The organism is Bradyrhizobium algeriense (assembly GCF_003062295.1).
GTDB classification, from domain to species: domain Bacteria; phylum Pseudomonadota; class Alphaproteobacteria; order Rhizobiales; family Xanthobacteraceae; genus Bradyrhizobium; species Bradyrhizobium algeriense.
Genome location: NZ_PYCN01000046.1, coordinates 24,083 through 35,929 on the forward strand (window position 1 = coordinate 24,083; position 11,847 = coordinate 35,929).

Annotated in this window: 10 protein-coding genes; 6 read left to right on the forward strand and 4 right to left on the reverse strand. The window is 63.1% G+C overall.

Annotated features, from left to right (window positions below):
• Positions 1-45: 45 nt before the first annotated feature.
• From C7G61_RS38615 to C7G61_RS38625, 3 genes are all read left to right on the forward strand, one after another.
• Complete coding sequence (locus C7G61_RS38615) at positions 46-678, forward strand: HAD-IA family hydrolase (RefSeq protein ID WP_190242179.1); 633 nt, start codon at positions 46-48, stop codon at positions 676-678.
• Positions 679-785: 107 nt separating this feature from the next.
• On the forward strand, positions 786-1,733 hold the full coding sequence (locus C7G61_RS38620; protein ID WP_108522869.1) for an AAA family ATPase: 948 nt from the start codon (positions 786-788) through the stop codon (positions 1,731-1,733).
• Positions 1,734-1,740: 7 nt separating this feature from the next.
• Entirely contained in the window at positions 1,741-3,114 is a 1,374-nt protein-coding gene (locus C7G61_RS38625; RefSeq protein WP_108522870.1) for a vWA domain-containing protein, read from the forward strand.
• 6 nt (positions 3,115-3,120) lie between these two features.
• Here the strand turns inward: C7G61_RS38625 and C7G61_RS38630 are convergent, their stop codons facing one another.
• The 3 genes from C7G61_RS38630 to C7G61_RS38640 are packed head-to-tail and all read right to left on the reverse strand — an operon-like array spanning position 3,121 to position 7,210.
• Positions 3,121-5,355 carry a xanthine dehydrogenase family protein molybdopterin-binding subunit gene (locus C7G61_RS38630; RefSeq protein WP_108522871.1) on the reverse strand — a complete coding sequence of 745 codons (2,235 nt, stop codon included), beginning with the start codon at positions 5,353-5,355 and terminating at the stop codon, positions 3,121-3,123.
• Positions 5,352-5,849, reverse strand: coding sequence for a (2Fe-2S)-binding protein (locus tag C7G61_RS38635; RefSeq protein ID WP_108522872.1), 498 nt, complete (start codon positions 5,847-5,849; stop codon positions 5,352-5,354). Before C7G61_RS38635 ends, C7G61_RS38630 begins: the two co-directional genes overlap by 4 nt.
• Complete coding sequence (locus C7G61_RS38640; protein WP_108522873.1) at positions 5,846-7,210, reverse strand: cytochrome c; 1,365 nt, start codon at positions 7,208-7,210, stop codon at positions 5,846-5,848. The genes C7G61_RS38635 and C7G61_RS38640 overlap by 4 nt, the downstream gene beginning before the upstream one ends.
• A 239-nt stretch (positions 7,211-7,449) precedes the next feature.
• Between C7G61_RS38640 and recQ the strand changes: the two genes are divergently transcribed.
• Complete coding sequence (gene recQ, locus C7G61_RS38645; RefSeq protein WP_108522874.1) at positions 7,450-9,306, forward strand: DNA helicase RecQ; 1,857 nt, start codon at positions 7,450-7,452, stop codon at positions 9,304-9,306.
• A 4-nt stretch (positions 9,307-9,310) separates the two neighbouring features.
• Here recQ and C7G61_RS38650 read toward each other — a convergent pair whose 3' ends face one another.
• Entirely contained in the window at positions 9,311-10,324 is a 1,014-nt protein-coding gene (locus C7G61_RS38650; RefSeq protein WP_108522875.1) for a 1-aminocyclopropane-1-carboxylate deaminase, read from the reverse strand.
• A 160-nt stretch (positions 10,325-10,484) separates the two neighbouring features.
• Between C7G61_RS38650 and C7G61_RS38655 the strand changes: the two genes are divergently transcribed.
• Together C7G61_RS38655 and C7G61_RS38660 are read left to right on the forward strand one after the other, a co-directional pair.
• Entirely contained in the window at positions 10,485-10,949 is a 465-nt protein-coding gene (locus C7G61_RS38655; protein ID WP_108522876.1) for an Lrp/AsnC family transcriptional regulator, read from the forward strand.
• Between the two features lie 83 nt (positions 10,950-11,032).
• Entirely contained in the window at positions 11,033-11,626 is a 594-nt protein-coding gene (locus tag C7G61_RS38660; protein WP_244608678.1) for a hypothetical protein, read from the forward strand.
• Positions 11,627-11,847 lie beyond the last annotated feature (221 nt).

The window sequence follows — 11,847 nt, forward strand, 5'->3', positions numbered from 1 at the left end:
TCCGGGTACTGAGGCGAAGCCGTCACTTCGCATAGGCAGGGCATAATGATCGAGGCAGTGATCTGGGATTTCGGCGGCGTGCTGACCACCTCGCCGTTCGAGGCATTTGCGCGGTATGAGACCGAGCGCGGGCTGCCCGCCGACATCATCCGGCGCACCAACGCCGCCAACCACCTGGAAAACGCCTGGGCCAAGTTCGAGCGCGCCGAGGTCGATATCGAAGCGTTCGACGAATTGTTCGCGGCCGAATCGCTGGCCTTGGGCGCGGCGGTTCGCGGCAAGGACGTGCTGCCGCTGCTGTCGGGCGATCTGCGGCCCGAGATGGTCGAGGCGCTCAAGCGCGTGAAGGCGCAGTTCAAGACCGGCTGCATCACCAACAACCTTCCCGCCAACGCCATCGGCAGCCACAGCGGCCGCAAGCTCTACGTCGCCGAGGTAATGGCGCTGTTCGACCATGTCATCGAATCCGCAAAGATCGGCTTGCGCAAGCCCGACCCGCGCATCTACCGGATTATGGTCGAGACGCTGAAGGTCGATCCCAAGAACTGCGTCTATCTCGACGACCTCGGCGTCAATCTGAAGCCGGCGCGTGAGATGGGGATGACCACGATCAAGGTGGTCAATGCGGCGCAGGCGATTAACGAGCTGGAAGCTGCTACCGGGCTGGCATTGCGCTAGACGGAAAATGGCGGAATTTGCCGCCGCCCATGTCCAAACGACGCTTGTTCTTTGCCGGGAACGCAGGCAGAACACTCTGAAATCCATCGAATTCGGAGTTGAAACCCGTGGCTGATATCAGGCCGTCGGCCTCGATCGAGGCAGTGGAAAGCGGTCTTGCGGCGCAAGGCTATATTGCGAGCCGCCAGATCGCGACCGCGGTCTATCTGGCGCAGCAGATCGAAAAACCCATCCTGGTCGAAGGCCCCGCCGGCGTCGGCAAGACGGAACTTGCGAAAGCGATCGCCGCCTGGCGCGGCATGAAGATGATCCGACTGCAATGCTATGAGGGGCTCGACGAAGCCAAGGCGCTTTACGAGTGGAAATACGCAAAACAGCTTCTGTACACGCAGATCCTGAAGGACAAGCTCGGCGAAGTCCTCGGCGGCGCTCCGACGCTGGAAGCGGCGCTCAATCAGCTTCACGATTTCGGCGATGTGTTCTTCTCCAAGGAATTCGTCGAGCCGCGGCCGTTGCTGCAGGCGCTGGAGCAGCCGGCTGGCTGCGTATTGCTGATCGACGAAATCGACAAGTCGGACGCCGAGTTCGAATCGCTGCTGCTGGAAATTCTCAGTGATTTCCAGGTGACGATTCCCGAACTCGGAACAGTCGTCGCTGTCGCGCCACCGACCGTGATCCTGACCTCGAACAGCGAGCGCGATCTCGGCGACGCGCTGAAGCGGCGCTGCCTGCATTTGCACATCGGCTTCCCCGAACAGAGACTGGAAGAGCGGATCGTCGAGAGTCGCGTGCCCGGTATTTCGCAGACGCTGCGCAAGCAGATGGTGGGCTTCATTCACGAGGTTCGCACGCTCGACCTGAAAAAACTGCCGTCAGTCAGCGAGGCCATCGACTGGGCGCGTGTGCTGGTGCTGCTGCAGGCTTCCGAGCTTGGCCACGAGATGGTCAAGGACACGCTGAACGTCCTCCTGAAATACGAGGCGGATATCGAGGCCACCATGCCTCAGGTCTCCACCTTCATCGCCAAGGCCTCGCGTCAGAACGTCTTCGGATAGACAGGGGATGAGAGAGAACCTGCATCGCTTCTTTCGTGCGGCGCGGGGCGCGGGGGTGAGACTCTCGCCGGCCGAAAGCATCGACGCGATGCGCGCCGTCTCCAAGGTCGGCTTTGCCGACCGGACGGTCCTGCGCGATACCTTCCTCTTGACGCTGGCCAAGACGCAGGATGAGAAGAAGGCGCTTGGCGACTGTTTTGATCTGTTCTTCGATCAGCCGGAGCCACAATCTCCGCCCGAAGACGGCAGGGCCGACGAAGAGCACCAATCGGGATCCAGTCCCTCATCCGATCCGTCTGATGACGCCAGCGGCGGCGAGCAGGCCGAGGGGCTTGGCCAGCTCGCCCAGATGCTGCTGGCGCAGGATCGCAACCAGATTTCGGCAGCCATTGCCAATGCGGCGAACGCGGCCTCGCTGTCCGACATCCGCTATTTCACGCAACGCGGTATCTTCTCAGGCCGCATCCTCGACCGGATGGGCATCGAGCGCCTGCGCGACGATCTCGACAATCTCGCCGCGACCAACCCTGCCTTGGCGGAGCGGCTGACCAATGCGCTGGACGGGCTGCGCGGCACGGTCCGCGACACCGTCTCGCAGGCGCTGATGCTGTACGGGCGCGAGGAAGCGGAAAATCTGCGTAGCGAAATTTTGCGCAACGCGCCGCTGTCGCGGATCGAGCCGCGGCAGGTCGAGCAGATGCGCCATCTCATCCGCCAGATCGCCCGCCGCCTGCGCGAGCGCTACTCCAAGCCGCGCAAGCGCCAGCGCCGCGGCCATCTCGACGTGCGCCGCACCATCCGCCGCAACGCCGCCTGGGGCGGGGTGCCGTTTCTCACCGCCTGGAAACGGCGGCACCGCGACAAGCCGAAGATCATAGCGCTCTGCGACGTCTCGGGCTCGGTGGCGCGGGTGTCCGACTTCTTCCTGCTGTTGATCCACAGCCTGCACGAGGTCGTGGACGATGTCCGCTCGTTTGCGTTTTCGGGCCACCTGATCGAGGTCAGCGACATCCTGGAATCCAAATCGCCGGAAGAGGCGATGGCCGAGATCATGTCCAAGGTCGGCTTCGGCTCGTCCGATTACGGCAATTCCTTCGACGATTTCGAGCACGGCTGGATGAGCGCGATCACCCCGCAAACCACCGTGATCGTGCTCGGCGACGCCCGCAGCAACAATCTCGATCCCCGCGCCGACATCCTTCGCCGCATCGCCGAGCGGTCGAAGCGGCTGGTGTGGCTGAATCCCGAAGGGCGCATGGCCTGGGGCTGGGGCGATTCGGAAATGCCGCGCTATTCGACCTTCTGCACTGTTGTTCGTCAATGCGCCACCGCAAAGCAGCTCGAACGCGCGGTGTCGGATGTAGTGGCGAGCTATCAGTAAGCGCCTTCACGCATCGATCGCCTCCTTGATGCGCTTGCGCGTCAGCGGCAAATTCCGCAGCCGTTTTCCCGTGGCATTGGCAATGGCGTTTGCAATCGATGCCGCCGCCGGCCCCTGCCCGGTTTCACCACTGCCGAGGAACGGCTGCCCCGGCCGGTCGATGATGTGAACCTCGATGCTGTCAGGCACGGCATCGAAACGCAGGATCGGATAGGTCTGCCAGTCGATGCTGGTGATCCTGGTATCGTCGAAGGTAACGCTTTCGTACAATGTCCAGCTCATCGACTGCACGATTGCGCCTTCGATCTGGTTGATCAACCCGTCCGGATTGACCACCTGTCCGCTGTCGACCGCCGCCACCGCGCGGACCAGACGTGGACGGCCGGTCTCCCGATTAACCTCAACCTCGGAAGCAATGGCGCAATAGGCCGCCAGATTCTTGTAACGCGCAAAGGCAAAGCCGAAGCCGCGATCCCGCGGCGCTTTCTGGCCGCTCTTCCATCCGAAACCCAGCGCCGCCTTTTCGATCACGGCCCGGCCACGCTGGTCCTCAAGATGTTTCAAACGGAATTCGACGGGGTCGGCATCGGCGAGGCTTGCGAGCTCGTCCATGAAGCTTTCGATCGAAAACACGTTGTGATAGGCCCCCAGCGCGCGCATCGCCGAAATCCGGAGCGGCATCGCCGGGATGAAGTGGTGCACTACCTGCGCGTTGGGAAACGTGTAAATCGGGATTGCGTTGCGATCACCGCCGCCTTCCGGCAGCGGCAATGGCCTCGGAGCAGGCACGGCAAAGGGTTGCGCCATGTGCTGCGCCGCCAGCATCGATCCGGCGCCGCCCGGCCGCATCGAGTGCGTATTGCTCCAGACATCGAAATGCCAGTCGGCGATCTTGCCATTGCCGTCGAGCGAGGCCTTGAGTTTCGTCACCATCGCCGGGCCGAACGGCTCCCAGGCATGTTCCTGTTCGCGCATCCATTGCACGCGAACGGGGCGGCCGGGCAATGCGCGAGCGATCAGCGCGGCGTCGGCCGCGGCATCGTCGGCGCCATTGTGGCCATAGCAGCCGGAGCCTTCGACATGGATCAGGCGAACGCTGGCCGGAGGCATGCGCAACATTTCCGCGATGCCCTGACGATCGGGATAGACGCCTTGCGTATGCGTCCATACCGTCATCGCGCCATCGATCAATTGCGCCACGGCACAAGACGGACCGATCGATCCGTGCGCCTGATAGGGCCGTGTGTAGATCGCTTCGATAGTTTTCTCACCCGTGGCCTGCGAATTGCCTCGCTCGAAAATCGTCGAGGTCTGCGCAGGCAGGCTGGTCAACACTGCTAGCAGGTCGTCCTGCTTTGGCAGGCGTGCGGTCTCCTGCCACTTCGCGGCAGTGGCAAGCGCATTCATCGCCTTGATCGACTGGAATTCCTTTTCCGCGACCACCGCAAGGAAATTGCCGTCACGCACCACCTTGACGACGCCGGGCAGCTTCTCCACAGCGGCGGTATCGCATTCCGTCAGTTGCGCGCCATAGCTCGGCGGCCGCACGATGCGGGCGTGCACCATCCCGGGCAATCGCATGTCCTGAACATAGGCCGCACCGCCGGCGACCTTGGCGGGGATATCGACGCGCGGCACAGGCCGGCCAATGACCTTGAATGTCGCGGGGTCCTTCAGTTTCGACTTCGGCTGCGCCTGGACATGCAGCATATCGTCCCGGACGAGTTCACCATACGACAGACGTTTACCGTCAGGTGCGATCACCGCACCGTCTCCTGTCCGCAGATTCTCGACCGGCAGTCCAAGCCGCCCTGCTGCTTCTGCAAGCAGCAGTTCGCGCGCCTGCGCCGCCGCATTCTGGATCGCGGTGCCGCTGTCCTTCATGGAGTTACTGCCCGCCGTATAACCCTCGTTCGCGGTCAGTCGCGTGTCCGCCGTCGTCACCTTGAGAGATTCAAAGGCCACGTCGAGCTCCTCAGCCGCGATCTGCTGAAACCCCGTCTTGAAGCCCTGACCGAGTTCGGCCTTGCCCGTGAACACCTCAATATTGCCATTGGCGTCGATGCGGATCCACGCGTCGAGATAGGGCGAATTTTTCAAGCTGCCGGGCGGGCTCGGTGCGGGAGCTGCTGTGGACGCGCCTTGCTGCTGCGCCAAAGCGCCTGACAACGAGAAGCTGACAATCAGCGCGCCGCCGCCTGCCAGCACGCGACGGCGATCGATCATCGCGGGGGCGTTCATCGGGCCCTCCTGTCGGCCGTCGACGACGCATCCGCGCTGTCCATCAGCCTCGCCGCGCGACGCACCGCGCGCAGGATGCGCATGTGGGTGCCGCAACGACATAGATGAGGCTCAAGCTCGGAGCTGATCTGTTCATTGGTCGGCCTGGAATTTCTCTGCAGAAGGGCCTGCGCCCGCATCATGATTCCGGCGATGCAGTAACCGCATTGCGCTGCCTGCTCTTCCATAAAGGCGCGCTGGATCGGCGCGGGCTCCGACGCCGTGCCGAGGCCCTCGAGCGTCGTTACCTGCTTGCCTTCCAGCAAAATCATCGGCGTCACGCAGGAGAGCACGGCCTTGCCGTCGACGATCACCGTGCAGGAGCCGCATTGGCCGAGGCCACAGCCGAATTTGGCGGCGTTGAGCTTGATGTCTTCGCGCAGCACATAGAGCAACGGCGTATCCGGATCGGCTTCCACCTGATGCTCCCGACCGTTGACCTTCAATGTCATCATGGCTTTTCTCGCTGCTTAGGATCGACGGGCGCGCTGCGCGGCGCGGGCGATGTCTGGAGAAATGCAGTCTGCGCACCGCGTGCATCTTGAACCGTCTTTTCAACGCCAGACCATGGTGGTTGGTTGCTGAACCGCGCGCGCAGATAGTTCAACAAGGCCGAAACCTGCGCATCGGTCATGCTGGCGGCAAATCCGGGCATGATCGGGCTGCGTTCGCCTTCGATGGCCTGGACGCCGGACAGCACGATATTGGCGAGATTGCGCGGATCGGGGCTGGCGATCGCGGTACTGAGCGCCAGATTGACCCCGCCATAAGGCAGCGGCCGTCCACTCGCGTGGCATGACGCGCAGGCAGCCGCGTAAATCGACGCCCCGGCCGCATTGGTTTGGGAAGCAGGGACCGAAGATGCTTTGGCTTGTTCCAGCGCGGCCTCGCCCTGGCGTTTGCGATCCGGCGTCGGCGTTCCCGATACGCCGGCCATGTAGACCGCGATCGCGCGGACGTCGCTTGACGGAACCGAGGACAGATTACTGACCACCTCCGCCATCGGCCCGCGCGCCGTGCCGTGGTCGGGGTGCCAGCCGTCGCGCAAATAGGCGAACAGGGCCTCAGCATCCCAGGGCACCGGCGCGTGGGACCGATCGTTGAGCGCATAGGCGTGCCAGTTGTCGACATCGCCGCCGGCAAATTGCGCGCTGCTGCGTTCAGCACCCAGCGCATTGCGTGGCGTGTGGCAGGCGCCGCAATGCGCCAACCCCTCGACTAGATAAGCGCCGCGGTTCCACTCGGCGCTTTGCTTGGGATCAGGCTGATAGGTGCCGTGACGAAGGAAAAGCAATTTCCATCCGGCGATGGCGAACCGCTGGTTGAACGGGAAGGAAAGCCGGTTTTCGCGCGCCGGCGCGCGGACGGGCTGCCGCGTCATCAGGAACGCATAGAGTGCCCGGTCATCCTCGTCGCTGACATTGGTGAAGTGGTCGTATGGGAATGTCGGATAAAGGTGCTGCCCTTCACGATTGACGCCGGAGCGCATCGCGCGCTGAAACGCGGCTTCCGACCATCGCCCGATTCCCGTCTCCGCATCCGGCGTGATGTTCGAGGAGAAGATCGTGCCGAACGGGGTCGGCACCGGCAGACCGCCGGCAAAGTTCTTAGCCCCGCGCACGGTATGGCAATTGCTGCAATTGCCGATCGCCGCCAGGTCGCGACCTTTTTTGACGAGGGCGGCATCGAAGGCCAGCGGCCCGGGAGGCTCGACCGCCGCAATCGCCGGGCGCCACACGGTTGCAAAGGCAGCCGCCGCGCCGCCAAGCAGCACGACGGCAACGATGCTGGCGACAATTCGGGACGGTCCCGTCATGCGGTCCCTTGCGCTCCCTTTGCGTTTATAGCCGTTGGGTTGTATTTTAACACAGTTCACCCGCCGCCGTTCACCCGTGGAAGCATCAATTACCGCAAGTCTGCCCTGCAGGGAGCCCGCACGGCCGCGCACCGGTGGGAGTGTCGAATCTGGATTGGACGTGCCATGATCGATGGTAATCTCGACTTCCTGCCTCAAGAGCGCCTGCGCGCGGACCCCGATCGGACGACATAATCCCCATGCCTGCTCCCGCCGCCCTTCACCGCGACAGTGCTCCTGATGCGCTGTCGGTGCTGAACTCGGTATTCGGCCTGCCCGCCTTCCGCGGCGCGCAGGAGGAAATCGTTCGCCACGTGACGGACGGCGGCAACTGCCTGGTGCTGATGCCGACCGGCGGCGGCAAGTCGCTGTGCTATCAACTGCCTTCACTGCTGCGTGAAGGCTGCGGCATCGTGGTGTCGCCGCTGATCGCGCTGATGCGCGACCAGGTCGCGGGGCTGCTGGAGGCCGGCGTCAACGCGGCGGTGTTGAACTCGACGCTGTCGTTTGACGAAGCCTCGGAAGTCGAGCGGCGGCTGCTCGCCGGCGACCTTGATCTGCTCTATGTCGCGCCCGAGCGGCTTCTGACGCCGCGTTGCCTGTCCTTGCTCGGACAAGCCAATATCGCGCTGTTTGCGATCGACGAGGCGCATTGCGTGTCACAATGGGGGCATGATTTCCGCCCTGAATATATCGGCCTGTCCGCGATCGCCGAACGCTTTCCCAACGTGCCGCGCATTGCACTGACCGCGACCGCCGACGAAATGACGCGCAAGGAGATCGTGGCCCGCCTCGGGCTTGCCGGCGCACCAAGCTTCGTCGCGAGTTTCGACCGCCCGAATATTCGTTATGAGATCGTCGAAAAGCAGAATGCGCCGGCCCAGCTCAAAGCCTTCATCAGCGAACGCCACGCCGGAGACGCCGGCATCGTCTATTGCCTGTCGCGCGCCAAGGTCGAGGACACCGCTGATGCCCTGACCAAGGCCGGTATAGCTGCGCTGCCTTATCACGCGGGCCTCGATGCAGGCCTGCGCGCCCGCAACCAGGATCGCTTCATCAACGAGGACGGCGTCGTCATCGTTGCCACCATCGCGTTCGGCATGGGCATCGACAAGCCGGACGTGCGCTTCGTGGCGCATCTCGATCTGCCGAAAAGCATCGAGGCCTATTATCAGGAGACCGGTCGAGCCGGGCGCGACGGCAAGCCCGCCAGCGCCTGGATGGCCTATGGCCTGTCCGACATCGTGCAGCAGCGCCGCATGATCGACGAGTCCACCGGCTCTGATGCGTTCAAGCGCGTCTCGATCGGCAAGCTCGATGCGCTGGTGGCGCTGGCGGAAACCGCGGGCTGCCGGCGCGGCCGCCTGCTCGGTTATTTCGGCGAGGAAGCGACCTCCACCAGTTGCGGCAATTGCGACAACTGCCTGTCGCCGCCGCAGCTTCGCGACGGCAAGGTCGCCGCGCAAAAGCTGCTGTCCTGCGCCTATCGCACCGGGCAGCGTTTTGGCGCCATGCATCTGATCGATGTGCTGGTCGGCCGCCTGACCGAGCGCGTCACCCAATTCGGCCACGACAAGCTATCCGTTTTCGGCATCGGCAATGATCTCAACGAGAAGCAATGGCGTGCCGTGGTCCGCCAATTGGTCGCCATGGGCCATCTGCGGGCCGACAGCGAAGCCTTTGGCGCGCTGAAGCTAACGGAGAGCGCACGCGGCGTCCTGAAAGGCGAAACCGAAGTGATGCTGCGCGAGGCGGCGCCCGGCACGCACGTTCGCGCCAGCCGCGCCAAATCAAGGCGCGGCGATCTGGCGCCGCGCGCGGAGACCAAGCCCGCCGATGCTCCGCTGCAGGCGGCGCTCCGGGCATGGCGGGCCGATATCGCGCGCCAACGCAGCGTGCCGGCCTATGTCGTGCTGCATGATTCCACCATCGACGGCATTGCCGCCGCACGGCCGGCAACGCTCGATGAACTTCGCAACATTGCCGGCATCGGCGACAAGAAGCTCGAGCATTACGGCGACGAACTGCTCGCGCTGGTGCGGGCGGCGGACGCGTAAATCCTCAGCCATTCCGGAAGGTATAAGCGTATCCGTTGATCGCGGGCGCGCCGCCGAGATGGGCGTAGAGGACCTTCGATCCCTTCGGGAAATAGCCCTTGTTCACGAGATCGATCATGCCCTGCATGGATTTCCCCTCGTAGACGGGATCGGTGATCATGCCTTCGAGGCGCGCGCAGAGCCGGATGGCTTCCTTGGTTTCCTGCGAAGGAACGCCATAGGCCGGATAGGCATAGTCCTCGATCAGGACGACATCGTCCTCGACGATCCCCTGGCCCAATTCAACGAGGGCGGCGGTGCCGCGGGCGATGTCGAGCACCTGGGCCTTGGTCTGGGCCGGCGTAAAAGAAGCGTCGATGCCGATCACCTTGCGCGCGCGGCCATCTTTGGCAAATCCCACCAGCATGCCGGCATGGGTCGAGCCGGTGACCGTGCAGACCACGATGTAGTCGAAGGCGAAGCCCTGCTCCTTCTCCTGCGCCCTGACTTCTTCCGCAAAGCCGACATAGCCGAGCCCGCCATATTTGTGCACGGAGGCGCCAGCCGGGATCGCATATGGCTTGCCGCCCTTCGCCTTCACATCCGCGATCGCCTCTTCCCAGCTTTGGCGAATGCCGATGTCGAAACCTTCGTCCACCAGCTGCACATCCGCGCCCATGACGCGGCTGAGCAGGATGTTGCCGACGCGGTCGTAGACGGCGTCCTCGTGCGGCACCCAGCTTTCCTGCACCAGGCGGCACTTCATGCCGATCTTGGCCGCAACGGCTGCGACCATGCGGGTGTGGTTGGACTGCACGCCGCCGATCGAGACCAGCGTGTCGGCATTGGAAGCGATCGCATCGGGGATGATGTATTCGAGCTTGCGCAGCTTGTTGCCGCCGAAGGCCAGACCCGAATTGCAGTCCTCGCGCTTGGCATAGAGCTCAACCTTGCCGCCGAGATGCTGCGAGAGCCGCTCCAGCTTCTCGATATGGGTGGGTCCGAAGGTAAGTGGATAGCGTTCGAATTTTTCCAGCATTGACGTCCCCGTTGATGGCCTGATGCCCGGAGAACGCCCTATCACCGGACGCAGGAAAAGTGCTCTCAAAATGGGACACAAATACACGCGTATCTTGCGCTTTTCTTGGATAACGGTAGCTTTTCATCCAATATCCAGCACTTATCCGAGAAATTCTTTCATGGCCGGCAGGATCGACCGCATCGACCTTAAGATATTGCGCTTGCTGCAAAATAGCGGTCGGCTGACCAATGCCGAGCTGGCCGAAACGGTCGGCGTCAGCGCCGCAACCTGTCACCGGCGCACCCAGCGCCTGTTCGACGAGGGGTTCATCGCCCAGGTCAGGGCGATGGTGGCGCCGCGCAAGGTCGGCAAGGGGGCGCTGGTCATGGTGGGCGTCGTGCTCGACCGGTCGACGCCGGAGAGCTTTGCCGCCTTCGAGCGGGCAATCACCCAACTGAAATTCGTGCTGGATTGCCATCTGGTGGCCGGCGATTTCGACTATTTCCTCAAGATCCGCGTCGGCGACATGGAGGATTTCAACCGCATCCATGGCGAACAATTGATCGCGCTGCCGGGCGTCCGCCAGACCCGGACTTTCTTCGTCATGAAAGAAGTGGTCGACAACGCGCCGCTCGATTTCTGATTGCCGTTCGGCGCTGCAAAATGGGGCTATCCCGCCTTGGTACACTTCCGGAACCTTGCGAGACTCTGGTCACACCGCGCGCCATGTCCTATCAACCGGGCATGACCATGAAGCTTTGCCGGCAGGCTTTCGCCCTTGCCATTATTTTCATTGCAATGCCGGCCCGCGCCTCGGACGAACTTCAGCGGCAAGAGCCCGATACCGTCATCTTTGCGATGATGTCCGGCAAGTGCAGCACGCTCAAGGTCGCGGGACGGGATTTGGCCTGCCGGGCCGTTGCCTTCTTCCAGACCGAGGAAGGCCGGGCGAATTTTACCGTGGCGATCGACGATCCCAGTGACGACAGCCACATCATCACGTTCTCCGGCGACAACGGGCGAAGGCCGGAGGCCAATCTGTACGAATTGCCGATCGACCGGATGCTGCTGAAATCAAAGGACAGGCCGAAGGCCGACGGCCTGCCGGTGCCGTCAGTCGAATCGACCGCCGGCCTCTGCAAACAGGTCGGCAACTTCGTGACGCTCGAACTTTCCAGCATCACCTGCAGCGCTGTCGACAAGAACGGCAAGAAATACGAACTGCAGTACCAGTCCGACGGCGCGCCGATGGCGGTGCGCCGCATCAAGCGGATGCGCGTCGGCAGCCCCGCGGTGTCGCCGTTCGACGATGTGAAATAAAGCGCAGGGCGCGAAATGAAAGGCCGCCGGCGGAAAACCGACGGCGGGCAGTGTCGATCCGCGCATGGCTCGCGACTGCGCGGACAAGCTCATACTAGGGCCTGTTGGGATTCATCGGGAGTTTATCACGGCTGCGGCGAGATGGATCATGGAGGCGAAGCTCTGATCGGTCTTGTCGGCGCGCATGGCGATACGTTTGAACTCCTTGAGCTTGCCGAAGA